Raw genomic sequence first — 24,840 nt, forward strand, 5'->3', positions numbered from 1 at the left:
TGCCGCGGACTGTCCGGTGATCGGCTCATGCCCCGGTTCCGTCGGCGGCGAGCAGGTGCTGCAGCACGCGCTTTTCCAGCACCAGCAGAGCGCCGGCGTTGTTGGTGCGCATGACCAGTCCTGCAGCGAGCGGCCGTGCGGCCTGGTGAACGGCGGAGGCCAGACGCTCGAACTCCGGCCGGGCGCGACCACTGACCCCATGCAGGGCGCAGAGCTGGCGCCAATCTTGCACAAAGCTCTCCAGCAGCAGCCCAAACCGCGTAACGCGGGCCCCGGAGTCGGGGCCTTTGGCGTTCATGGTCAGTTCGGCGCGGAGGTCGTCGATCAGCCACTGCACCTCTGCGGCGGGCATGATCGGCGACTGCTGGACGCTCTCTGTCAGCAGGCGCGGCATGGCGTCCGGATCCCAGGGCATCGTCCGCCATTGCGCCTTGGGCGGCGTCGGGCCGCAGGCGAAACGCCAGAAGGCGGCCGTTCCGGTCGTGTCCGCGACCAGGTGGACGCGATCCGCGCTCGACCCGTTCTCGACATGGTGCCTGCGCCAGTTATCGAAGATCCAGGCCTCCCCGGCGGCCATATGCACGGTCTCTCCGTCGCAATGGAAACGCACCTGCGGCCGGGTCAGGATCGGGACGTGCAGGCGAACGCGTGTGTGCCAGTGGTAGTTGATGTCGGCATGCTCCGGCACGCGGGCGCCCGGCGCGAGGCGCATCAGGCGCGAACGGCTCCACACCACGCCGAACCCCGCAAGCACCTGCTGTACGTAAGGCATGGTCGTCAGCCAGCGCGTCCCGAGCATCTGGCCATGTACGGAATCCGTCTCCGCCCCGCCGGCGCTGATCAGGCGCGCCGCGCTGTTGCCGGCCAGGCTGTCGGGGTGCGAGACCCAGGCCTCGGCCGGAAGGGCCGCGACCTCATACTGCAGACGCTCGACATCGAACAGGACCGGAAGCTGGAAAAAGGGTTTGGCGAGCCGCATTGATCAGTCCCTGTAGCCGGTCACGGCGTCGCCCAGCGCATCTTCCAGAGGCGACAGCCAGGGCGTGTAGTTCCGCCATTGGTCCAGCCCCTCCCGCGCGATGGGACGGCGCACCTGTTCGGAGCTGGGCGTGCGGATGCTGCGCCGGGTCTGGTGGAAAGCCAGACAGGCCGGTTCGAATGGCAGTCCGCAGTGCGCCAGTATGCGCCGAACCCCGCCTTCGAGGTCGTCAACCACGTCCTCATAGTTCACCCGCAGCGCCCGGCCTGGCAGGACGTCGTCCCAGTGGCTCATGAGCTCGAGATAGGTCCGGTAGTAGCGGCCGATGGCCTCGGCTCCATAGGTGAAGGCGTGATGGGTCGTGCCGAACAGCTGCTTGAGATTGCTGAACCCACAGGCCATCGGCGAGCGCCGGACGTCGATGATGATCGCCCGGGGCAGGATTAGCTGGATCAGGCCGATGTGCCAGACATTGTTCGGCATCTTGTCGATGAAGAATGGCCGGCCCAGCCGGCGGCGGACGGCCGTGTCGGTAAGGAACCGCTGGCCCAGGGCGCGGGCCTGATCTGCCGTCAGGCGCGCGATGGCCTCAGGATGCAGCGGCAGGCCGCAATGGGGATCGCGACCGCAAAGTTCTCCGACGTATCGATCGATGACGGTCAGTTCCTGGGTGCCCTCGACTGCAGAATGGGAGGCCAGGATCTGCTCGATCAGCGTCGAGCCAGACCGTGGAAGGCCGACGATGAAGACCGGTGCAGCGTCAGCAACGCCCCAGCCGCTCCGCGCAGCAAAGAACTCGGCCGTGAACACCGCTTTCAAGCGCCGGGCGCAGGCCTCCGCGACCTCGGGACGCCAGCGGCCGGCGGCGCTGCGCAGGGCGTTGCCGCGTTCGTAGAACCGCCACGAGGCGGCATGGTCCTTCTGGTCTTCCAGCGCCTTGCCCAGAGCGAAGCACAGATAGACCCGATCCATCTCCTGCAGATCGTGTCGCGCCTCCGCAGCCTGCATACGGGCGACGTCATCCTTGGTGAAGGCATGGGTCTTCAGGTTGGCCAGGCTGAACCAGGCGACGCCATTGTCGGGGCGCGCCGCTAGGGAGGCGCGATAGTCCGCGATGGCTTCGCCTTGTCGGCCCGTCACCTTGAGGGCGTTGGCCCGCCACAGACGCAGGTCGGCGACCTCGGCGCTCGACCCGCGTCCATCGGCCAGCAGCGTTTCGTACAGGTCGATTACTGGCTCATGGTCGCCCAGGGCGACGCAGGCCGCGCCGTACAGTTTGCGGTAATCGCGGTTGGCAGGGTCTTGGGCGAGCAGGTGTTCCGCCTCTCGCCGCGCCGGCAGAGGCTGCTGCAGCGTGAGCAGCAGCATGGCGTAGTCGAGCCGGGCGGCGTGATAGTCCGGTGCGCGTTCGAGCGCCGCTTCGAGCAGTGTGGCGGCCTCCTCAGGCTCCTCCTGAGTCTGGCGGACGCGCGCCAACAGCCGCAGGGCCCCCACATTGTCGCCCGCCCGGCGCAGATAGTCCCGAAGGATTGTTTCGGCCGGCTCCAGGTCCCCGTCAGCCAACAGGCTGTCGGCCGCGACCACCTCCGGAGGCAGCTGATTCAGGACGGCCAGCCGCTCCGCCGCATAGGCCGCCTCGGCCGTCTCTCCGCGCAGGCGATGAAGCTGTTCCAGCATGTCCCAGCTGGCCGGCAGCGAGGGATTGAGACGCACCGCCTGGCCCAAGGCCTCCACCGCCGCCGCGGCATTCCCCAGCAGCACATGGCAGTGTCCGCGCTCCTGATGCAGGCGGCTGAACCGCGGATGCAGGTGGTGCAGATCCGCGAGTACGGCCAGGGCTTCGGGCATGCGCGCGTCCACGCGCAACTCGCGGGCGCGATGCAGCAAGGTGTCGCGCGTGTCTATGTCGGAGGGGGCGTTCACCGCGCGGCGCCGGTCAGCAGGAAGGGCTTCAGCCATGGCGGGTCGGGCTGGTCGGCGTCGTAATATTCGAAGATCAGATGGACGCGGTCGGTGTCTCCGGCGTTCCGCACCCAGTGCGGGCCGAGGTTGTTGACCTCCACCGCCGCGCCGGTGGGGAAATGATGCTCCTCGCCGCCGAAGAAGCACTCCACGCCGGGATTGGTCGAGAGCGGCACGTGGATCTTGTGCGGCCACTTCGCGGCCGGATTGGCGTCGACGTGCGGATGGATCACGCCGCCCGGCCGCATCCTCGCCAACATCACCCGTGGAAAGACGCCGCGCGCATAGCCGTAGTCGCGCACGGCGGCAGCCATCACCGGTTCGAGCAGCGCACGCCAGTCCGGCCAGGCCGGGCGGTCGTGCGACGCACGCCAGTCGCGGCCGCTGTCGATGAAACGAAAGACGATGTGGCGCGTGGCGTCGAGGGCCTCGAGCTTGTTGGGCTTGTCGACGTTCTCGGCGTCCCAGACGGCTTCGGGAATCGCCCGCACGGCCGCTTGCAGCGCGACGATATCGACCGGCCCCAGCAGGCGAACGCCCGTGGTCTTGCGCGGATTACCGGTCAGGTCGACAGGGCTCACCGCGAACCTTCGAAGGTGTAGCCGAACAGGTCCAGGTCCTGCGCGTAGCGGGCGGCGACGGCGTCGATCAGCTCCGGGTCGTAATAGCGGCGATAGTCCCCGCGTCTGGTGCCGTTGATCCGCTCGAGCGGCCGGGAAGGAATGCCGATCCGCGCACAGATCGCATCGTACGAGCCCTGCATGTCCTCTACGCGGCCCACCACGTCCGTCAGCAAGGTCTCGCCATTCCCGTCAACCAGCAGGGACGCCTGCGGCTGGAACAAAATGTGCTGCTCAGGCGGCTGGTCGAACAGGAATTTGCGCATCACCTCGCGCGGCTGGCGCTCGAAGACGTCGCCTCCGCGCAGCATGAAGGCGCAGTAGGAGACGAAGCGGTCGAACGGATTGCGGACGAAGGCGAACTTCAGATAGCCGCCGAACGCCGCCTCGCCGAGGTGCGGACGCACCTGCTGAAGCGACAGGTGGCCGTGCCGGATGGCGGCCAGGTCGGACCACGGGAAACGCTTGTCGACGAAAAGCCCCACCTGCTCGACATCCTCGTCCCCCATTTGTTCGCGCAGGGCCTGCCGGACCGCATGCGTGCCGGTCTTGGGCACGGCGGCGAAGATGAAGCGGTGGCGATGGGAAACGATCATGGGTCGGATACCGAAAAGGGGCGCCCCCCCTCTCTGTGAGGAGGGACGCCCGTCATAGGCTGGCGATCGTGTCAGAACTTGTAGCTGACCCCGGCCATATAGGTCGTTCCGCTCTGGTTCTGATTGTAGAGATACTGGTTGCGCCCCCAGAACTGGGTGTCCTTCTCGTTGGTCAGGTTGACGGCGTCCACGGTGAGCTGCAGGTCATCCGCGATGTTGAAGAAGGCGGCAGCGTCGACGTAGGTCGAAGCCTCGAAGCCCCGCGTGCCAGCGCTCATCGGATCGGCGCTGTAGCCGCTGAACCAGGTGGCGCGGTGGCTCATGGAGGCGCGAGCGCCCCACTGGGTGGTCTCGAAATACACAGTGGCGTTATAACTCTCGGGCGAGAAGCCGGTCAGGTCCTCGTCCGCGTCCACCTTGGTGTAGTTGGCCGTCACGCCGAAGCCATCGAAAGGCGCCGGCAGGAAGGTCAGCTGCGCCTGCACCGTCAGTTCAACGCCGGTCAGAGTGTTTGTGCCTTCGATGTTGATGGGCATCGAGAACTCGCTGACGATGGTGTTTTCCGTGGCGCCCGGGATGGTGCCGAACGGAACACCTGTCTCGCTGAATGGCACGTTCTCCAGCAACACCGATCCGATGTAGTTGGTGATGTCCTTCTGGAAGAGGCTGACCGCGACGAGGCCGACGTCGCCGAAATAGTATTCCAGACCCAGATCGTAGGCGTTGACCTTGTAGGGCTCCAGATTCGGATTGCCGCGCGAGGCGGTGATCTCGCCCGAGTCCTCGTTCTGGAAGGCGCTGCCTTCGGCCGCCATCGAGCCGAGACCCGGGCGGTTCAGGTTCTGGGTCGCCGAAAAGCGCAGCAGGACGTCGGGGGCGACTTCAAGCACCGTGTTCAGAGCCGGCAGGACGCCCTCATAGCTGCCCTCGACATCGGATGTGCCCAGGTAGGCATAGCTGTCGCCCTGGATCCAGCCGACGCTGCGGGTGTCGGTCGAGTAGCCGCGCAGGCCGATGTTGCCGCGGAAGGGACGCCCCATCACTTCACTGTCCCAATCGGCCTGGACGAAGCCGGAGATCGTCTCTTCCGTGGTCTCGAAGACGTTCTCGATGTCCTGCAGCGCGCCGCCCGTGCCGTCGGTATTGGGACCGAAGCGGTGATATTCGCGGTATTTCGCGAAGGCCCGGTCGTAGTTGCCGACCAGCCAGGAGCCGAACTGGTTGGTGAAGACGTCGGCGATGTCGGCGACCGAAGTGCCGCGCGTCTTGCCCCGCGTGCCGTTGACGTTGTCGTCATAGAAGGTGTCGACGCCTTCCTGGCGGAACTTGTGATAGGCGGCGCCGGCGCTGAAGGTCCAGGTGTCGTTCAGTTCTGAGCGGGCGTTCAGCTCGCCCTCGTGAAGCTCAGATTCATTGTGGAAGCCACGGTAGTAGAACGAGTCCATCGCGTAGTTGGCCGGGTTGGTGGCGTCGAAGCCCGGATATTCGAAGGTCGCCGAGCGACCGTCAGCGCCATAGTTGGCGATCAGGTTGCCCTTGGCGCGCATGTACAGTTTGTCGTCGTAGGGCGTCCCATACGTCGACTTCTCGTAGCCGATGTGACCGTCGATCCTCAGGCGGTCGGACAGGTCCCAAGTGCCGGTCAACACGATCTGGTTGAACTCATTCTCGTTGCGTGACCGGCGATGCTCGCTGCCGAAGGTCGTGCCGGTGACGTCGGTCATGGTGACGTAGTCGTTGGCGTCCCAGGCGATGTCGTTGATGACCGACGCCGTCCGGAACATCGAAGGCCAAGGGGCGCCTGCGGCGGTGTCGAAGGCGATCGAGCCGGACGAGTTCAACGGGCGCGTGGCCAGGTGCAGCTCGTTCCGCTCAGTGGTGAACTGACCATGAAGCACGTCGAGCGTGAGCTCCATGGTCCCGGTCGGACGCCATTGGACCGCTGCCGTCAGGCCCAGGCGCTCCTGCTCGGCGTTCCAGGACGAGGTGCGGTTGCCGTCAGCGAAATACAGGTCGCCGGACAGGAACTTCGCCTGTTCAGCTGCGGACAAGCGGGAGATGTTCAGGCCAGCGTTGACCATCGCCTGCAGACGGCCGGCGCTGGCCTGTTCGTAGTTATAGGTGTTGCGCCCCTGCTCGGTCGTCCGACGACGGCTGTAAGCCGCCGAGAAGGAGACACCGAAAACATTGTCCCAATTCTGGGTGAGAAGGGCGGCGACGCGCGGCTGGGCGTCGTCGGTGTATTCGTTGGTCCCGACCTTGGAGGTCACGGCGCCGCGGAAGCCAGGCTCGGTGTCGAAGGGGCGACCGGTGAACAGGCCGACCGTACCGGCCATGCCGCCTTCTTTCTGCGACGCCTGGAAAGTCTTCTCGACCTCGACGCGCGAGAACAGTTCAGAGGCGAAAATGTTGAAGTCGAAGGCCCGGTCTCGCGACCGCTGGCCGCGGCTATCCTGGGCCGAGTCGACGTTGCCAAGAACTTCCATCCCGTTCAGCTGAACGCGGCTGAAGTCAGCACCCAGTCCGCGCAACGAAATACGGCGGCCCTCGCCGGCTTCACGGGTGATCTGCACGCCCGGAAGACGCTGCAACGACTCCGCCAGGTTAAGGTCGGGGAATTTGGCCATGTCTTCCGCGACAATGGCGTCTACCGCGATGACCGAGTCCTGTTTGATGTCGCGGGCGTCGCTCAGCGAGCGGCGGTAGCCGGTGACGATGACCTCGTCGAGCTCACTGGCCCCGTCCTGCGCATAGGCGACCGTCGAACCGGCGCCGACGACGGCTGCGGAGACCGTAGCGAGCAGTAAATTCCTGAAATTCCGGCGCGTAGTCGGAACAGTGTTTTGCTTGAGCATGTGTTGTATCCCCCAACTGGTCTGCACCAGATTGTTAGAGCAGTTGGGGGTAACAGCCGCGTGACGTTTCGCTGACCACTCTGTGCGGAGTGCGAGAATTCGCGTCGTCCGATCGGTCGCTGTCATACGATCGCAATCGGCAAAACCTAGGAAGACGCGGGCGGCAGCGACTTGTCAGCCCCACCGTCCGGAGGACGAGCCATGACGCCAATGCAGGATCGCCGCAGCTTCATCGCCGCAATGATGGCCTCAGCGGGGGCGGCAGCCGCCTTTACGCCTTCGATCGCCCGGGCTCTGGAGATCCCCGCCGATCGACGCACCGGCACGTTGATGGACGTCGCGCACGTCGTTATCCTGACGCAGGAGAACCGCGCCTTCGACCATTATTTCGGCACGATGCGCGGCGTGCGGGGCTTCGGCGACCGTTTCGCCGTTCCTGCTCCCCCGTTGCAGACCGCGCCGGATCGTACCGTTCTGGTCCAGCCCAATGAGCAAGAGGGAGTCGAGCCCGCGCTGGTCGCGCCGTTCCGTTTGGATACGAATGCTGACTTCCGCCTCTATCGCCCGCTCGGCACGCCCCACGGCTTCGCCGACAGTCAGGCGGCCTGGGACAACGGGCGGATGGGCGAATGGCCACGCCACAAGCAGAACCAGTCGATGGCCCATTTCGCGCGCGAAGACCTGCCGTTCCAGTTCGCCCTCGCCGAGGCCTTCACCCTGTGCGACGCCTATCACAGCGCCCTGCACACCAGCACCAACCCCAACCGTCTCTATATCTGGACCGGCACCCACGACCCGCTCGCCAGGGCCGGCGGCCCCGCCATCAACAATGGCTATGACACCCTGGAGGCCGACCCGCTTCACCACGGCGGCTACCTCTGGACCACCTATCCCGAGCGACTGATGGACGCCGGCGTCGGCTTCCAGATCTACCAGGACATGGCGGACAATTTCACCGACAACCCCCTCGTCGGCTTCCAGAGCTATCGCCGGGCGCACGGCGCCTCGGGCGCCGCCGAGACCCTTCTGTCACGCCGAACCATGACGACCCGCACCCTGGACGGGCTCGAACAGGACGTGCTGGCGGGCAGCCTGCCGGAGGTGTCGTGGATTATCGCGCCTGCGGCCATGTCGGAACATCCCAGCGTCTCCACCCCCCTGCAGGGCGCGGACTATACGGCCAGGGTGCTCGATGCCTTGACGGCCAACCCCCACGTCTGGGCGCGGACAGTCCTGCTGATCAATTTCGACGAGAACGATGGCCTGTTCGACCACGTGCCGCCGCCCGCCCCGCCAGCGCGCGTGTCCGGCCGCTCGGTCGGCGCGACCAGCATACCGGCGGACGATGAATATCATGTCCACCCCCAGGCGGCCGGCGACGAGCCTTATCTGGACCGCCCCTACGGCCTTGGCATGCGCGTGCCACTGTATGTGATCTCGCCGTGGAGCAAGGGAGGGCATGTCGCGTCCGAGGTCTTCGATCACACCAGCATTCTGCGCTTCCTCGAGGCGCGCTTCGGCGTGCATGAACCCAATATCAGCGCCTGGCGACGCGGCGTATGTGGCGACCTGACGTCATGCTTTGATTTCGCGGCGCCCGACACGGTCGACTTCATGGCGGCGCTTCCGGAGACCGAGGCGCTGTCGATCCGGGCGGCTCGCCTGGAGGAAATTCCTCCGCCCGTGCCGGATCAGGCAGCCGCGCCAGTGCAGGAGACCGGCCTGCGTCCGCGCCGCGCCACCCCCTATCATCTCGGCGCCCGGCTCCGGGTTTCGGACACAGGGCGCGCCCTGCTGCTGACGAACCAGTCGGTGGAGCGTGCAGCCGTCTTTCACGTCTATGACGTTGCGCGGCTGGACCGGTTTCCGGCCCGCTACACGGTGGGTGCGGGAGAGGAATTGGCCCACGCGCTGCCGCTGCCGGACGAAGACGTGAATCTGTTCGTCATCGGTCCCAACGGCTTCCACCGACGCCTGACGGGCCGAAGTGATCGGTTCGCGGTCAGCGTCGAGGGTGGCAGGGTCGCACCGACCGCACTGCGTCTTGAAAACCTCGCGTCGACGCCACTGTCGATCGCCATGACGGACCGCGCCTACGGCGCCGCCAGTGAGGTGGTCAGGCTGGCCGTCGGCGAGACCCGCACCCTCTCGATGGCGCTCACGGACAGCCACGGCTGGTATGATCGACAATTAGAGGCGGGCGGCCAGGCCTGGCGCATCGCGGGCCATGTCGAGACGGGAAGCGCGTCCTGGTCGGACCCCGCGAACGGCGGACCGGGTCCCCTCCGCCTGGTTTAGCGCACGCGGATGTCGACGCTGATCCGCACAGCGTCGTGACGCCAGTGCTCGTGGTCGTACTCCACAACGCGGCCTTGCGCGTCGTAACTGATGCGCTGGACGGCCAGACCGGGCAGGCCTGGCTTTAGCCGCAAAGCCTCGGCTTCATAGCCCGTCAGGGCACAGGGCTGCATGCTGACCTGGTTGCGGGCGACGGACAGGCCGTACTCGCTCTTCAGAATGCTGGTCAGCGACTTGTCGAAGGAGAAGCGCAACAGGTCCGGCGCAAGCGCGGCGTCGACGACGATCCGCTCAACCAGCACGGCCCGACTGTCCACATAGCGGCGGCGGCGAATCATGTAGAGCGGCGAGCCGGCCGGGCGGGAGAAGACCTCGGCCAGAAGGGGGTCCGCGACGACCAGGTCGGCCGAAATGGTCTCCGTTGTCGGATTGCGCCCCTGCGCCTCGACATAGGACATGAAGCCTTCCCAGCGGGTCGGGTCATACACCACAGGCGGCGGCGATACGTACCAGCCGCTGCGGTCGCGGCGATAGATCACCCCCTCTGCCTCGAGTTGGAACAGGCCCGCGCGGATGGTGCCTCGCGCGACGCCGACCTCGTCCTGCAGTCGCCGCTCGGACGGCAGCTTGTCGCCTGGCTTCAGATCGCCCGCGGCGATGCGCCTCGCGATGTCGTCGCGCATGCCCAGGTAGTGCAGACCTTCGGACTTCAAGGCTGAGGCGGTGTTCACCATTTGAATCCCGGGATTGAACCACGCCTTCGATCCGACCCCGTCGGTTCCACGTCAAGGCGCCACGCAAACGCCAAGAGCTTTTCACGAAAGCTTCGCCGAGCACGGCTCGATTCTTGGTACATACCAGTTTTGCAGGCCGTGTCTCGCGGCTTCTCAAGCCATTTCTCTCCGGGAGTCTGTCATGGACAAGCCGATCAAGGTCGCCGCGCTGGTCGTGGCCTTCACCGCCGCCGCAATGGCGGGCATGGGGCCCGCTTCCTCTGTCGCTGCTCAAACGGTCCGCCACGTCATTGTCATCGGCGTCGATGGCTTGAGCCCCGACGGCGTGATGAAGGCGGACACGCCGACCCTGGACAACATGATGGCCAATGGCAGCTGGAGCCTGCACGCCCGGGGCGTGATGCCGACGACAAGTGGCGCCAATTGGGCCTCCATACTCAACGGCGCCGGTCCGGAACAGCATGGCGTGACGAGCAATGACTGGCAGGTGGGCGAGTTTAATTTCCCGACCTCGGTCACGGGCTCAGGCGGATTCTTTCCGTCCATCTTCCAGATTCTGACGGATCAGCATCCGGAGTGGGAGGTAGGTTCAATCTATAACTGGGAGGGGTTCGGCAACCTCTATGACCACCGGTTCGTGGACTACGACGTCAACGGCGAGAACGAGGACCAGACCACCGCACTGGCGACCGCCTACATAAGGGCCAGCCGCCCCAACTTCCTGTTCGTGCACCTCGATCACGTGGATCACGCCGGCCATCAATACGGTCATGGCACGCCGCAGTACTATGAGGCGGTGGCCAGGGCCGACGCGCTGATCGCTGAGATCCGGCAGGCCACCATCGAGGCCGGCATCGCCGACGACACGGTCATCCTGGTGACCTCCGACCACGGCGGCGTGGGCAAGGGGCATGGCGGAGAGACGCTGGCCGAGCTGGAAATTCCGTGGATCGCCTACGGCGGCGGCGTCAACCGGGGCGTGGAGCTCGACCTGCCCATCAACACCTTCGACACCCCCGCAACTGCGGCCTGGCTACTGGGCGCGGACATCCCCTATGCCTGGCTGGGGCGCCCGGTCCGGCCTGCCATGGCCGGCGAGCCGGCGCCGGTGCAGGCCTACCGGATCAGCAGCTTCCATGCCTCGCCGCTCATCGAACCCGTGGGGCAGGGCAATGCGCCTTCGGGCGGCCTGTTCGTCGACCGGACGGCGCAGATGACCATCCGCAATCCGAACCCAGTCGGCGAGATCCGCTATACATTGGACAATTCCATCCCAACCAGCGCGTCGCCCCTCTACGCCGGCCCAGTCCAGATCACCCGCAGCACCATCGTGCGCGCCGGCCTGTTCGTTGACGGCCTGGCCGCCAGCGTTCCGGCCACGGCCTATTTCCGTATCCTGGACGAGAGCGCCGGGCCGCGCGGCCTCACCTACAGCGCCTATCTGATGCCGGAAGGGCCGGTGCGGCTTCCGGACTTTTCGCGCCTTCAACCGGCGGCCACGGGTCATACGCATGAGCTGAGCATCGATGGGCTGACCCTGCCGCGCGAAGACGCCGTCGCCGTGGTGTTCGAGGGTGACATCACTATCGCCACCGCCGGGTCGTACGGCTTTTCGCTGGCCTCGGACGACGGCAGCAAGCTTTACATCGACGGCAAGACGGTCGTGGACAACGACGGCGACCACGGGGTGATCACCGCCGCCGGCAGGATCGATCTTCAGCCCGGCAAGCACGCCATCCGCGTCGAATACTTCAGTGGGGGCGGCGGCTCTTGGCTGGGCGCCTATTTCGAAGGTCCCGGCATCCCGCGCCAGTTCGTCGATCCGAACCTGCTGACGCCGCGTTGAACGCCCCTTCCGCGGCTCGGTCCCATCGATCGGCCGGTCAACCGACTTAACGGCGCCAGGTTGTTCTGGTATAGTCCAAGATTGCCGCCTGGATTCCTTATGATGCGACCGCAATCCGCCGAAGCCTTCGTCGGCGCAACCATCGCCCTCTTCGATCAGCTCGGCGGCGCCCGCTATGGCGAGGCCGTGACGCAGCTCGAGCATGCGCTGCAATGCGCCCATCACGCGCGCGCCGCTGGCGATCCTGACGCGCTGGTGGCCGCCGCGCTGCTGCACGACATCGGCCACCTGCTGCAAAAGCAGGGCGAGGACGCCGCCGATCGTGGCCTCGACGCCTTTCACGAACGCATTGGCGCGGCTTGGCTGGCCCAGGGCTTCGGCCCGCTGGTCACCGAACCGATCCGCCTGCACGTGGAAGCCAAGCGCTATCTCGCGACGCGTGAAACCGGGTATCTCGAATCGCTGAGCCCGGCCTCCAGCCAGAGCCTGGATCTGCAGGGGGGAGCCATGACCGAGCCGGAGGCCGACGCGTTCAGCGCGTCGCCCGGGTTCGAGGCGGCTATAAGGCTGCGTCGCTACGACGAACTGGGGAAGGTCGAGGGCGTGGTGATCGCGCCGCTGGCCGACTATCGTGATCTGCTCATCTCGCTCGCCGAACAGACTGAAGCGGCGGCCCCGGTCGCTCAAACTTCCACCTAGAGCAGGATCGGCTGAGGAGGAATCGCTTCGCGATTCCGCTGATGCCGTAAATCCTGCTCCAGATATGAGCGAGAGCCTGATTCACGCTTTCGACAGAAGCGCGAAGCGCTTCCGTCTCAAACGATCTGGCTCTAGCGGGCGTCGATGCCCTGGCCGGCACGCCGGGCGGCTTCGGCTTGCAGCGCCGGGACGAGATCGGCGACCGTGTCGATGACCAGGTCGGCGCCGGCTGCCCGCAACCGAACGGCGGCCGCGCTCAACAGAGCGGCGCGTGCGTCGCTGTCCAGCTCGGCCAGCGCCTGTGCCGTAAGGCCCGCCATATTGCCCGACGCGGCCACGCCCACGGTGAAACAGCCCGCATTCCGCCCCTCCGCCATCCCGATTTCTGCGTCGTCGACCTTGACCACACGTGCAAGCGGCCAGACGCCCAACTCGGCGCTGGCCTTGTAGATCATCAGCGGCGAAGGCCGTCCCTGGGGCGTTTCGTGCGCACACACGACCAGGTCGGGCGCATAACCCTGGCTCGCGGCGCGCGGCAGGATCGCCAGCATCATCTCGCGCGTGTAGCCGGTGCACGAGGCGATCTTCACACTCTGCTCGCGCAAGCTGGAAATGGCGGCGGCGACGCCGGGGACGAGGTCTGCAGTCTCTCCGGCCAGCCGGATCATCGGGGCCTGAAGCTCAGCCATTACCTGTTCAAGCACCGCCTGCCCCGGCAGGGCGCGGTGCGCATCCTGCCAGGCCCGTGCGATCCGGGGCTGTTCGAACATGGCGCGGACATGGTCGGCCTTGGCGCGGCCCATGTCCCGGCGCACCTCCTCTTCAGAGACCGTCACGCCGAGGGCGGCGAAGGCCTCGATCAACGCCAGCATCGGCGCGCGGCTGCCGAAATCGACGGTGGTGCCGGCCCAGTCGAAAACGACCATGTCAAAGGAGTCGCGGATGGAGGTCATGGTTCGGAAGTCTCCTCGAACAGGCTGGCGATCACCTCCTCGCCGAAGGCGAAGCCGGTGGAGGCGCCGTTGCCGGCGGTGACGAGCGCGAGGCGCACACGCGGATGCGGGGCCTCGATCAGGCTGGCGTGGGGGCCGCGGGCATAGGTTCCCGTCCAGCGCTGCAGAACCGGCGGGGCCGGATGCCCGGTGGCGGCGCGCCACTCGTCCAGGATCAGCCGATCCACGGCCTCGCCCGCAAAGGGGTCCGGCGTGGCGGCATCGTGGTGGCTGTCGCCGACCACCAAGTCGCCGTCGGCCTCCTGCACGGCGATCAGATGGACGCCATTGGCGAGGGCGTCGCCCTGCTCCGCCTGCAGCCGCGCGCGCAGGGGGGCCGTTTCAGGCAGGTCTGCGTAACCGCCGTAACGGACGAGACCCAGATCCGACATGACCGGCGCCGGCAGGGTGAAGCCGGGCGAGGCCAATCGCATCATCTGCAGCTTGCAGCGCACCAGTCCGGCGTTGGACAAACGGTCCGGGAACAGGCTGGCGAAGTCGTCGCCGGGGCAGACCACCGCCGTACCGGCCTCGATCACGCCCCTGGCGGTGACGATGCGCGGCGGCTCGACCGCATGGACGGCGGTCTGGCGCAGGAAGACGACGCCGTAACGATCGGCCAGCCAGGCCGCCAGACGCGGGATCGCCGTACGCGAATCCACACGCAGATCATGGGGGCTCCAGAGGGTCGCGGCGGTCTCGGGGCCGGTCGCATCCGGCGCGCGCACCCGCGCCTCGTCCGCCGTCAACAGGCGACACCCCTCGCCCATTTCAGTCGCCATGAAGGCGTCCAGCACCGTGACGGCCTCGGGGCGCCGGACCGGTAGCCAAAGACCGCGTTGCAGTACCGGGATGCCCGCCTCTGCGGCGACCTCATCCCAGACGGCGCGGCTGCGGTGCGCCCGTCGCCAGACAAGGCCGCGGGGTTGGCCAGTGACGGTGACGAAGCCGAAGTTACGGATCGAGGCGCCGTTCGCCTGGGCGTCCCGGTCGATCACGACGACCGACAGACCCCGGCGGGCGGCGGCCAAGGCGCAGGCCAGGCCGACGATGCCCGCGCCCACCACCGCGATGTCGTAGCGCTTGTCCATCTGTCAGTTCACCGGTCGGGCCGAGGCGATCGGATCAATCCCGGCGTCGCCGCACCGGCCCGCCGCGCGCAGCGGGTTGCACAGCGCGGCCGCATTCCCCGGCAGCCGCACCTGGTATCCGCCGGCGAACCGTGCGTCCGGCAGCATATAGTCGGTCGAGACGTATTGAGCGCCCGAAGCCAAGGCTGCGTCACGACGCCGGGCGTCGTTGACCCGCGCCTCGGCCGTATCCGCATCGGCGCGGGTGCGGACGATAAAACCGGCCTCAACCGCCGCCCGGATGCGCGGGCCCTCGGCGACAGGGTCGTTAAGCGTCAGATAGGCGGCGGCCGGCGAGGTCTCGTCGGTATTGATGAAGAAAACCCGGCCTTCGAGCGAGCGACGCGAACCGCGATAGGCAGCCGTCTTCTCCGGTCCCTCGTCCAGCGCGAACATCACCTTGCCGCGGGCCTCGCCCAGCGTCGGCCAGGCTCCGGCGAGGACGGCCTCACGCAGCGTGGGAAAGGCTCCCTGCACAGTGTCCGGCGTGATCAGGGCCTCGGCCGGGAAGACGGTGCGCACCTCGCTGTCCAGCGCGTCCCAGGCTGCGGTGTCGAACGGGAGGGCGTCTGTTCCACCCGGAAGGGGCGAAGCGTCGGTTTTGGCGTTGAACATCAGAAGCAACGGGGCGTGGTCGGGGTGGTCGACCGACCAGCGCCGGATGACGCCCAGACACTCGACCAGTTGCACGCAGACGCTCAACACATCGACGTCCTGGACATGCATCACCTTGAAGCCCGGAACCTGGAGCGCCGCGCCGTGCACCGGATCGAGCGTCAGAGCCGCAACGGCCATGCCCGCAGGCTCGGCAAACCTGCCGCCTTCGGGGTCGTAAAAGATGTCGATCTCGAGTTGGCGGGCGCCGTCGTCCAGTTGCTCGACCAACGGCCGATGGCCGTAGTCGAGTCCATCCGCCTGACCCGGGTCGAGCTGCCTCAGCAGGGTCATCAGCGGTCCGGGCATCGTTGCCTTGTAGCTATTGTGCGTGCCGACCATCAGCAGGTCGTTCAGCCGCAGATTGGCGTCCATCCAGGCGTGCTCACAGGCCGCGCCCGCACGATCGGCCGAGGCCGCGGCAAGGTCGCAGGGTGCCGCCTGCGCCATGCCCAAACCCGCCAGTTCCAGCATCGCCGCCACCCAGCGCATAGGCGCCTCTCCGTCATCCAGCCGTTGCAGGTTTGGTCTAGACCACATCGATGCAACGAAAGCATGTCAAGTGATGAACCGACTGCGGCTCTGGCTGGCGCGGGCCAACGCCGTGATCTTCGTTCTGTTCGCCGGTCTTGCGGGATTCTGCGCGTATTTCTCGATGTACGCCTTCCGAAAGCCGTTCACCGCCGCGACCTTCGACCTGGTCCCGGGCTGGGAATTCGCGCTGGACTACAAGATCGCGCTCGTGATCGCCCAGGTCGCCGGCTACGCCCTGTCCAAGCTGATCGGCATCAAGGTCATCGCCGAGATGCGGCCAGAGTATCGGGCGGGCGCGATCATCATTTTGATCGGCGCCTCCTGGATCGCCCTCGTGCTGTTCGCCGTCGTCCCTGCGCCTTGGAACGTGGCGGCCCTGTTCCTCAACGGCCTGCCTCTGGGTCTGATCTGGGGTCTGGTGTTCGGCTTCATGGAGGGTCGACGCACCAGCGAGGTCCTGGGCGCGATCCTGTGCGCCAGTTTCATCCTGTCGTCGGGCGTGGTGAAGTCGGTCGGCAAGACCCTGATGGACGGCTTCGACGTCAGCGCCTACTGGATGCCGGCGGCGGTCGGGGTGGTCTTCATGCCGCTACTGGCGGTATCGGTCCTCGCGCTCGCCGCACTGCCCCCACCCAGCCCTGCGGACGAGGCCGAGCGCGTGGCGCGCCGGCCGATGATGGCCAGGGAACGGGCCGCCTTCCTGGCAGCCCATTGGCCGGTCCTCGTCCTGCTGGTCGCCGCCTATGTGATGTTGACGGCATTCCGCGACCTGCGCGACAATTTCGCCGCCGAGATCTGGCAGGCGCTGGGCTATGGCGACGCCGCCTCGGTCTTCACCGCCAGCGAAGGCCCGGTGGCGGTGCTGTCCCTGATCGCGATGGGCGTGATGATCGCGGTCAAGAACAATGGCCGGGCCTTGTTGCTGATGCACGCGGTGATCCTGGTTGGATTCGTCACTCTGGGCGGCTCGACCCTGGCCTTCCAGCACGGCCTGCTCTCACCAATCGCCTGGATGATCGTCAGCGGGGCAGGCCTGTATCTGGCCTACACGCCCTTCAACGCCATGCTGTTCGATCGGCTGATCGCCTATTCCGGAACCGTCGCGACCGCCGGCTTCCTGATCTATGTGGCCGACGCGTCCGGATATGTGGGCAGTGTCATACTGCTGCTGGTGCGCAACTTCGCCGCGGTCGATCTGCCTTGGCTGCGCTTCTTCGTCGGCGCAGCCTATGCCACCAGCGTGGCAGGCCTCGTGCTGGTGACTGGCGCGGCGGTCCTGTTCTTGCGTGGCCGCGAGAGTGGCCCGATGCGTGACCCAACAGACGGAACGTAATAGCGCGCAGAGGTCACCGTGCTGGGGGACTGACCTTCCTCCGCAAAATTGGACGGCGTCAGGGTCTGGCCCCCAACCGGGCGAAGTCGAAAGGCGCCCTCCCCGTCTGGATTCAGCCAACTAATTCGGCCAACGCGTTCGCCGCCTCGGCCCGGAAAAGCCGGAGGCTCGGTCTGCTGAGCAGATGGCGTTGAATGCTGGAGGTTTTACAGATGACTGATTCTCCTGACAGCGTCGTCCGCACAGAGCTTGGGACGACCGCCTTGCGACGGCTCAAGACCATGCGATTCTAGCGCTCGGGCTCACTACGCAGATTGGCCCGGACGACGCCGAGGAACGCCTCTGCAAGGCGATCCGGGCCGGAGTTGGCCGAGGTCGCGAAGCCGTATTCGTGGCGGATGCCGGGCGTGAACCGCCGCAGGACCGTGCCCTCCCGGACATAGGCCTTCGCCAGCCTCTCGTTGACGATGGCGACGCCCACGCCACGAGACGCGAGCGCACAGGCCGAGGCGATCGTATGGGTCTCGACCTTGACCCTTGGCACCACGCCGGCATCGGCGAAGGCGGCCTCGACCTGGGCGCGGAACCGCTGGCCCTGGCCCAGCAGGATCAGCGGGACGCCGCGCATATCCGCCGCCGCGACCGTCTCCTGCGCCGCCAGAGGGTGGCCGACCGGCAGGACGCAGGCGCTCTCGCTGACCAGCACCGTTTCGGTCCGCAGGTCGGCGCGATTGTGCGGCAGTTTGACGAAGCCGGCGTTCACCGTCCGCGACGCGATCATCGCCTTGGCGACCTCGACGCCGTGGGAATCGATCGACACATGCACCTGGGGGTACTGCTCCAGAAAGCGCTCGATCATGTCGGGTAGGATCGCTTCGAGGAAACTGGGCGGGGCGACGAGGCGCAGGTGGCCGACGCGAAAGTCCGAGATGTCGCGGGCCAGCGACTGCACACGATCAACGTTGTCGAGCGCGCGTTCCACCTCCTGATGCAACAACAGTCCGTCGGCGGTCAGCATCAGCCGTCCACGATCGCGATGGAACAGTTCGAACCCCACGTCGCGTTCGAGCTGGGCCAGCAACCGGCTCGCGGCGGGTTGGCTCAGCCCCTGGGCGCGTGCCGCGCCGGTCACCGAGCCCAGCCGGACGATCGCATTGAAGATCCGGAGCGCTCTCAGCCGGATCGTCTGACGGCCGTCGGCGTCCGGGGTCATGGCATGACCCTAGGCGATCGGCCGGATCGGAAGCACGATATGCGACAGAGCGTCAGGCCCGAAATGAACGGCGCAGATCGCAGCGACAGGTTCGCTGGCCTCCCCGGCCGGCACACCCGTGCCCGGGTTGACGTCGAAATGAGGGAAGTTGCTGGCCGATAGGTCCAGCCGGATCCGATGACCGGCCGCGAACAGGTTGGACGTCGGAAAGGCCTTGATGTCGACGCCATACACTTCCCCCGGCCGCATTGGATGCGCGGTCTCGAACCCGTCGCGGAAGCGTAGGCGCAGGACGCCATGGGTCAAGTTCAGGGCGTATCCCTCGGGATAGTCGGTATTGGGCGGATAGACATCGACCAGTTTGATCATGACGTCGCAGTCCAGGGCACTCGCGGAAATCCACAGCCGGGCCGACACCGGCCCGGTGACCTCCACCGCCTGGGTCAGAACTTCGGTCTGGAAGGTGACGACATCGTCGCGGTCGGCCAGGTCCCTGCCCGGCATGGAGGCCCCGTACAGGTCGAAGGTCTCCCGCTGGTTGAAGCCGCCCGCCTCCATCAGGGGCGCGCCCGAGGCGATAGCGCCGCCGATGGTGGGAACGGGATTGCCCGGATCGTGCCGCCAGGAGCGCTCGCCCGCCTCGGGGATCGCGCGCGACAGTCCTCCGTCGCCCGAGAGGTGGAAGGCCGTGGCCTCGACAGCGGGCGGCGGCCAGTCCGCCTCGTCGCGCCAGCGCCCGCCATGATCGAGTCGATCCTGCGCCGTGCGACGACCGGTCCCGCCGCCCATGACGAACAGCCGGACCGGCGACGACAGCGGGTCCGCGACCGCAGGGTCCCGGCGCAGGTGGCGGTCGAACCAGTCCAGGCGCAGACGCAGGTAGTCATCCGCCAGATGACCGTCCAGCGTCGCCTCCGGCCCGAAGTCGGCGTCTCCCGCGAAGGTCACCGACCGCTGCCCATGGGTCCACGGCCCCATCACCAGCCGCACCGGGCCCGCCTTCATGCGGCTGAGGGCGGCGAAATTCTCGGTCGCCGCGAGCGCATAGGGATCGTACCAGCTGCTCATGAACACCATCGGCGCGTCGGTGAACCGCTGGTAGTGGGCGGAGGCGCAAAGGTCGGGTTGCGTCCAGAACGGACCGAAGGTCCCGCGCGCCCACATCTGTACGATGAAGTCTTCGTATTCCGGGGCGGCGGTCAGGGGAGAATGGCCGGGAAGCCAGGGATTCACCCGCACCCACGCGCCGATGTCCTCAGCCTCCAGCGCGGCCCTGCGCGCCGGATCGGCGGCGGTCGCCGGTGCCTGCAGCGCGTGTTTGTAGGCCCAGGTCAGTTGCTTGAGCTCGAAGGCCCCGCCCTGGCGGATGCCGCTGTGATAGCCGCTGGAGAACCCGCCTGAATCCATGAACATCGCGGCCAGTGCCGGATGCCCCAGCGCCGCCACGGCCGCCTGGACGTGAGCGGAATAGGACAGGCCGGTCATGCCGATCCGCCCGTCGCACCAGGGCTGGTCCGCGATCCAGCTCAGGGTGTCATAGCCGTCGTCGGCCTCGTTCAGGTATTTAGAGAAGACGCCCTCGGAGGCCGAACGCCCCCGGCAGTCCTGCAGGACGTAGGCGTACCCGGCGCGCGCGAAGTCGGCCGCGACCTCGGGCTTGGAACGCGGCGTCGGATCGGCGGCCGTCCGGTCGGCGTGGTTCGTTCCCCGCTTGTCGTACGGGGTCCGCTCCAGAATGACGCTGAACGGACCCGTGGCGGCTGGCAGATAGATGTCTGCGGCCAGACGCACGCCGTCACGCATCGGCGCCATGACGTCGCGCAGGACAACGATGTCCTCACCGAGTCTGGGGTGGAGAACGGCGCTCACGGGATCGCCGGCGTAGCGATGGCGGGCGGCGGCAGCCTATAGGTCGCGGGCGCGCCCGGACCGACCGGCAGGGACAGGGATACCCACAGGGTCACCAGCGCGATCCCGGCCAGGCCGAAGGCGATACTGTAGGGTAGCATCAGGGCGATCATCGAACCGATGCCGAAATCGGGCTTCCACCTCTGGCTGATGATCAGCACCAGCGGGAAATTGCTGGCCAGCGGCGTGACGATGTTGAAGATCGAGTCGCCCATCCGGTAGGCGGCCGTGGTCATCTCCGGCGAGACGCCCAGCAGCATCATCATGGGCACGACGACGGGCGCCATCGCACTCCACTTGGCCGAGGCTGAACCGATCACCAGATCCAGACCGGACGACATCCCCAGCAAGGACACCAGCAGCAGCGGCTTGGGCATGGACAGCGCGGTCAGCGCCTCGGCCCCCCGGACCGCCAGCACCGGCCCCAGGTTCGACCAGGAGAACATGGCGACGAAGTGGGCGGCGAAGAAGGCCAGCACGATATAGGGAGCGATGTCGCGCATCCCCTCCCCCATCATCCGGACCAGGGTGCGGTGGCTGGCAATGGTCCCCGCCGCCGCGCCATAGGCCCAGCCGCAGCCGAGGAACAGCATCATGAAGGCCGCCACCAGAGCCCCGTAGAAGGGCGCCAGTCGCCGGGGTCCGACCGCCTCGGCATCGATCAGCGGCGCGCCGGGCCACAGCGTCAGGGCAGCGAACAGACCCACGACCGACAAGGCAACCAGACCGGCCAGCATCAGGCCCTTCCGCTGGCGCGCATCGAGCACGCCCATGTCATCGGCCTCGGCGACGCCTTCCGGCAGCTGACCCGACCACTTGCCGAGGCGCGGCTCGATGATCCGGTCCGTCACAAACCAGGCGATGGGGGTGAACAGGACGCCGATGGCCAGGGTAAACCACCAGTTCCCGAGCGGATTGACGCCATAGCTCGGGTCGATCAGCTGCGCGGCCGGCGCCGTGATGCCAAGCATCAGCAGGTCGAACTGCCCGGGGATGACGTTGCCAGCGAAGGCACCTGAAATTCCGGCATAGGCGATCGCCACACCCGCCAGCGGATGCCGTCCCGCCCGCGCGAACATCAGCGCCGTCAGAGGGATCAGAACGACATAGGCCGCGTCGGCCGCATGGTGCGAAAACAGGCCGATGATGAAGACCGCCGGGCTCAGGAAGCGCGTCGGCAGATGGCGCACGCCTCCGCCCAGCAGCGCCGCGAACAGGCCCGACCGCTCGGCCACTGCCGCACCGAGCATGACCACCAGCACCAGACCCAGGGGCGGGAACCGCGTCAGCGTCTCGGGCATGTCGACGAAGAGTCTGGCGACGTTCTCCGACGACAGCAGGCTCTGGGTGGCCAGCCGGTCGCCGGTCACCGGATTGACCGCGCTCCAGCCCGACCCGGCCGCAAAGACGGACACGATGACCAGCACCACGATACATCCCGCCAGGATGAAGACCGGGTCGGGCAAGGCGTTGCCCAGCCGCTCGACCCGGTCCAGCCATCCCCGACGCGCCGTCGGGGATGGGCCATTCACATCCGTCATGCCGGAACCTGGATCCTAGAACTGCAACCCGACGCGAATGTAGGCGCTGCGACCACGGGCGTCATAGGTGTAGATGTCGTAGTTGATCGGCGCGTTTGCATAGGAAGCCGGGGGCTGCTCGTCGAACAGGTTGTTCACCCCGACCGAGACGGTCGCATCGTACATGTTGAAGGCGTAGCTACCCTCCAGGTCGTTGTAGAAGATGGCGTCGGTCGTCGCATCCTTGACCGTGTTCACGACATCGGTGCTCTCACCGATGTAGCGGCCACGCCAGAGGGCGCTCCACGCGCCGTCGCTCCAGCGCAGCGAACTCTGCCCCTTCCAGTGCGGATAGGTCGAGCGCGCCCTGTCGCCTTTCCCGGCCCGTTCATCGAGGATGTCGGGACCACCGGTCGGGTCGGGGCTGACGGTGGTGAATTCATCCAGGTACGAGGTGTCGAGGACCGCTGCGAAACGGCCGATGCCGGTGTCGAACTCGTAGCGGATCGTCGCATCGATGCCCGAGGTGCGAATCTCGGAGAGGTTTTGCGACCCCTGGGTCAGTCGGGTCACCGCACCGGTCACCGGGTCACGGGCCACCAGATCGCAGAAGGCGCCCCCGCGCGCCGCGCACAGGCCCAGGATCTGGGCCGCGGCCTGGGACGCGATCGCGTCCTGGATCTTGATGTCATACCAGTCGGCGGTCAGCGTCAGGCCGGGGATGGCGTCAGGCTGGAAGGCGAAGCCGGCGCTGAAGGTGTCGGCCGTTTCCGGCTCCAGCTGGCGGTTGCCGGACGTCGTCCCCGGGATCAGGCCGTTCAGGTTGAAGTTTGCCTGGTTGTAATTGGCCGGAATGCCGGCGCAGCCCGGCAGGGTCGGCCGGGCCGCAGCGCCGCCGTTGCACGGGTCGATCGCCTGGATGCTGACTTCGCGCCCGCCCTGGAACAGCTCGAGGATCGACGGGGCCCGGAAGCCCTGGGAATAGGTGCCGCGGATCAACAACGGCTCCACCGGCCTCCAGCCCACGCCCGCCTTGATCGTCGTGGCGTCACCCACGGTGTCGTAGTTCGAATAACGGGCCGCCAGGCTCAGATCGAGGCTGTGCGCCATCGGCATGTCGGCCAGCAGCGGAATGGCGACCTCCAGATAGCCTTCGTGCAGACTGTATTCGCCGATGGTCGGCACGCGCGTCTGGGCCGTCGTGGTCGTATAGATGTTCGACAGGAAGACGGACGTCGAGTTGGCATAGGCGTCCGGCGTGTCGGTCGCCTTGTTCTGGCGATATTCGTAGCCGGCCGCCACCGACAGCGGCCCGGCCGGCAACTGGAACAGTTCGCCCGTGATATTGTAGGTCACGTCGAACAGCTCGGTCGAGTTGGACTCCCGCGTGGTGAAGCGGATGGAGTTGGCCATATCGGCCGTCATGGGGCCGAACAGGTTGATCGGCACGCACCCGGCCGAGGCCAGACAGTTTGCCGGATTGCCCAGCCCGCGGAACAGGTTCTCGTAGTTGACGCCGTTCAGGGCCGACGACTGGATCTCGTTCTTCGACCAGCTGCCGGTCAGGTCCCAGGACCATTCGCGACCGAAGCCGTTGAACGTGCCCTCGGCGCCGGCGCCGATGCGCCAGGTCTCGACGTCCTGGATGTTGTCGCGATTGCCGAGGTCGGTCATCACCTTGCGCACCCGCCAGGCCGAGGTCGCAGCGAAGGCCAGCGCATTGGCCGTCGGCACGCCGTTGGCCGTGCCGAACGGGTTGAACGGATGGTTGTTGGTCAGGGAATAGCCCCGGATGGTCCCGGCCGTGCCGCCGATATCCAGCAGCACCGGCGAGAACATCTGGTTCGACTGACGCCGGTTGTAGAGACCCTCGATGTGGGCCGAGACATTGTCCGAAAGGTCGGCGCGGAAGCGACCATAAAGGCCGTAGCGCTCGCTGGGTCCCGCCGAATAGATGCCCTGGGCCTGGGTGTTGAAGAAGTCCTCCGGCAGGGTCGCGGTCCGGAAACTGTTGTCCGCCAGGCTGCCCGCGCCGTAGTTGCCGAGGGCGATCTGGGTCGCGGGCGTTCCCGACGTGGCGAACCCCGTCGCGGTTCCGAAATAGGCGTTGTTCGACAGGCCCGGCAGGATGAACAGGCCGCGCGGGCTGGTGCCTGGCGCGGTCAGGGGCACGAGGCTGAGAGCGGTCCGCTCACGGTCCGACGTCAGGATCTCGTCCTCGCGCGCATAGCTGGCCGAGAGCACCACCGAGCTGTTTTCGAACCGCCGGCCCCAGTTTGCGACGGCCGAATACTGCTCGCCATCACCCTCTGACGTGATGCCCGCGCGGGTGTTCAGGCGCAGACCGTCGAAGTCGCGGATGGTGCGGATATTGACCACACCGGCGATCGCATCGGCGCCGTAGATGGCCGAGGCGCCGTCCTTCAGCACCTCGATGCCGTCGATCATTCCCAGCGGAATGGTGTTCAGATCGACGAAGTCACGGAAGCCGCGCTGGCCGACGCCATCGACCCACCGATGACCGTCCACCAGCACCAGCACCCGGTTGCCGCTGCCCTCGGCCCCGCCGAGGTAGCGCAGGTTGATGGAGGAGGCTCCGTAGGATGTGCCCTGGGTTCCGTTACTGTTCAGGCTGACGCCCGCCGACGGTAGACGCTGCAGCAGGTCGCCGACCGACACGGCGCCGGAGTTCTTGATGTCCTCGGCGGTCAGCGTCAGCAGCGGCCCGACCGAGTCGGCGTCGCGTCGCTGGATGCGCGACCCCGTCACGATGATCTCATCGACCGAGGATGTGTCGTCCTGAGGTGCGACCGGCGTCTGCGCCGTGGCCGGCGATGCGAGCAGGCCGAGTGTCAGCGCCGCCAGCGCCGAGCCGGTCAGGCACAGTGTCCGGATGGAAGTCGTCGTCGCCATGCTCATGGTCCCCGTTGTCCTTGCCGTTCCTCGATCGTGGATCGGCCCCCTTGG

Annotated in this window: 17 protein-coding genes; 4 read left to right on the top strand and 13 right to left on the bottom strand. The window is 66.8% G+C overall.

The features are described from left to right. Window positions 1-25: 25 nt before the first annotated feature. The 5 genes from ACP7AU_RS08400 to ACP7AU_RS08420 form a co-directional block, all read right to left on the bottom strand. Entirely contained in the window at window positions 26-979 is a 954-nt protein-coding gene (locus ACP7AU_RS08400; protein ID WP_426051112.1) for an aspartyl/asparaginyl beta-hydroxylase domain-containing protein, read from the bottom strand. 3 nt (window positions 980-982) lie between these two features. Then, window positions 983-2,938: a sulfotransferase gene (locus tag ACP7AU_RS08405; RefSeq protein WP_426051113.1), complete on the bottom strand. Its 1,956-nt coding sequence runs from the start codon at window positions 2,936-2,938 to the stop codon at window positions 983-985. Beyond that, complete coding sequence (locus ACP7AU_RS08410) at window positions 2,899-3,522, bottom strand: aspartyl/asparaginyl beta-hydroxylase domain-containing protein (RefSeq protein WP_426051114.1); 624 nt, start codon at window positions 3,520-3,522, stop codon at window positions 2,899-2,901. Before ACP7AU_RS08410 ends, ACP7AU_RS08405 begins: the two co-directional genes overlap by 40 nt. After that, window positions 3,519-4,157 (bottom strand): sulfotransferase family 2 domain-containing protein, encoded by a 639-nt coding sequence (locus ACP7AU_RS08415; protein ID WP_426039336.1) that lies wholly within the window; start codon window positions 4,155-4,157, stop codon window positions 3,519-3,521. Before ACP7AU_RS08415 ends, ACP7AU_RS08410 begins: the two co-directional genes overlap by 4 nt. A gap of 71 nt (window positions 4,158-4,228) precedes the next feature. Then, on the bottom strand, window positions 4,229-7,012 hold the full coding sequence (locus ACP7AU_RS08420; protein ID WP_426051115.1) for a TonB-dependent receptor: 2,784 nt from the start codon (window positions 7,010-7,012) through the stop codon (window positions 4,229-4,231). Window positions 7,013-7,213: 201 nt separating this feature from the next. Here ACP7AU_RS08420 and ACP7AU_RS08425 point away from each other — a divergent pair, with 201 nt between their 5' ends. Further along, entirely contained in the window at window positions 7,214-9,310 is a 2,097-nt protein-coding gene (locus ACP7AU_RS08425) for a phosphocholine-specific phospholipase C (RefSeq protein WP_426051116.1), read from the top strand. On the opposite strand, the gene ACP7AU_RS08430 is transcribed toward ACP7AU_RS08425, so the two are convergent. Then, window positions 9,307-10,041: a UTRA domain-containing protein gene (locus ACP7AU_RS08430; protein WP_426051117.1), complete on the bottom strand. Its 735-nt coding sequence runs from the start codon at window positions 10,039-10,041 to the stop codon at window positions 9,307-9,309. The genes ACP7AU_RS08425 and ACP7AU_RS08430 overlap by 4 nt on opposite strands. 184 nt (window positions 10,042-10,225) lie before the next feature. Here ACP7AU_RS08430 and ACP7AU_RS08435 point away from each other — a divergent pair, with 184 nt between their 5' ends. After that, on the top strand, window positions 10,226-11,890 hold the full coding sequence (locus ACP7AU_RS08435; protein WP_426051118.1) for an alkaline phosphatase family protein: 1,665 nt from the start codon (window positions 10,226-10,228) through the stop codon (window positions 11,888-11,890). A 99-nt stretch (window positions 11,891-11,989) separates the two neighbouring features. Further along, entirely contained in the window at window positions 11,990-12,589 is a 600-nt protein-coding gene (locus ACP7AU_RS08440) for a phosphonate degradation HD-domain oxygenase (RefSeq protein WP_426051119.1), read from the top strand. A 131-nt stretch (window positions 12,590-12,720) separates the two neighbouring features. Here ACP7AU_RS08440 and phnX read toward each other — a convergent pair whose 3' ends face one another. Genes phnX through ACP7AU_RS08455 form a run of 3 tightly spaced genes read right to left on the bottom strand, consistent with a single transcriptional unit; the run spans window position 12,721 to window position 15,857 of the window. Further along, complete coding sequence (gene phnX, locus ACP7AU_RS08445; RefSeq protein WP_426051120.1) at window positions 12,721-13,542, bottom strand: phosphonoacetaldehyde hydrolase; 822 nt, start codon at window positions 13,540-13,542, stop codon at window positions 12,721-12,723. Then, entirely contained in the window at window positions 13,539-14,672 is a 1,134-nt protein-coding gene (locus tag ACP7AU_RS08450; protein WP_426051121.1) for a TIGR03364 family FAD-dependent oxidoreductase, read from the bottom strand. Before ACP7AU_RS08450 ends, phnX begins: the two co-directional genes overlap by 4 nt. Window positions 14,673-14,675: 3 nt before the next feature. Further along, a complete protein-coding gene (locus ACP7AU_RS08455; protein WP_426051122.1) occupies window positions 14,676-15,857 on the bottom strand; it encodes a phosphatidylinositol-specific phospholipase C1-like protein in 1,182 nt (393 codons plus the stop codon). 73 nt (window positions 15,858-15,930) lie between these two features. On the opposite strand from ACP7AU_RS08455, the gene ACP7AU_RS08460 reads away from it, so the two are divergent. Next, window positions 15,931-17,232: a DUF5690 family protein gene (locus ACP7AU_RS08460; protein WP_426051123.1), complete on the top strand. Its 1,302-nt coding sequence runs from the start codon at window positions 15,931-15,933 to the stop codon at window positions 17,230-17,232. A 289-nt stretch (window positions 17,233-17,521) separates the two neighbouring features. On the opposite strand, the gene ACP7AU_RS08465 is transcribed toward ACP7AU_RS08460, so the two are convergent. From ACP7AU_RS08465 to ACP7AU_RS08480, 4 genes are read right to left on the bottom strand one after another with little or no spacing between them, the layout of a single operon-like run. After that, window positions 17,522-18,445 carry a LysR substrate-binding domain-containing protein gene (locus ACP7AU_RS08465; RefSeq protein WP_426039328.1) on the bottom strand — a complete coding sequence of 308 codons (924 nt, stop codon included), beginning with the start codon at window positions 18,443-18,445 and terminating at the stop codon, window positions 17,522-17,524. A gap of 9 nt (window positions 18,446-18,454) precedes the next feature. Continuing rightward, window positions 18,455-20,314, bottom strand: a complete 1,860-nt coding sequence (locus tag ACP7AU_RS08470; protein ID WP_426051124.1) for a CocE/NonD family hydrolase — start codon at window positions 20,312-20,314, stop codon at window positions 18,455-18,457. Next, the gene (locus tag ACP7AU_RS08475) at window positions 20,311-21,894 is read right to left on the bottom strand and encodes an AbgT family transporter (protein ID WP_426039326.1); all 1,584 of its coding nucleotides are present in this window, start codon (window positions 21,892-21,894) and stop codon (window positions 20,311-20,313) included. The genes ACP7AU_RS08470 and ACP7AU_RS08475 overlap by 4 nt, the downstream gene beginning before the upstream one ends. 15 nt (window positions 21,895-21,909) lie before the next feature. Then, entirely contained in the window at window positions 21,910-24,786 is a 2,877-nt protein-coding gene (locus ACP7AU_RS08480) for a TonB-dependent receptor (RefSeq protein WP_426051125.1), read from the bottom strand. Window positions 24,787-24,840: the final 54 nt, after the last annotated feature.

This window comes from Brevundimonas sp. SL161, from assembly GCF_049896985.1.
GTDB lineage: Bacteria > Pseudomonadota > Alphaproteobacteria > Caulobacterales > Caulobacteraceae > Brevundimonas.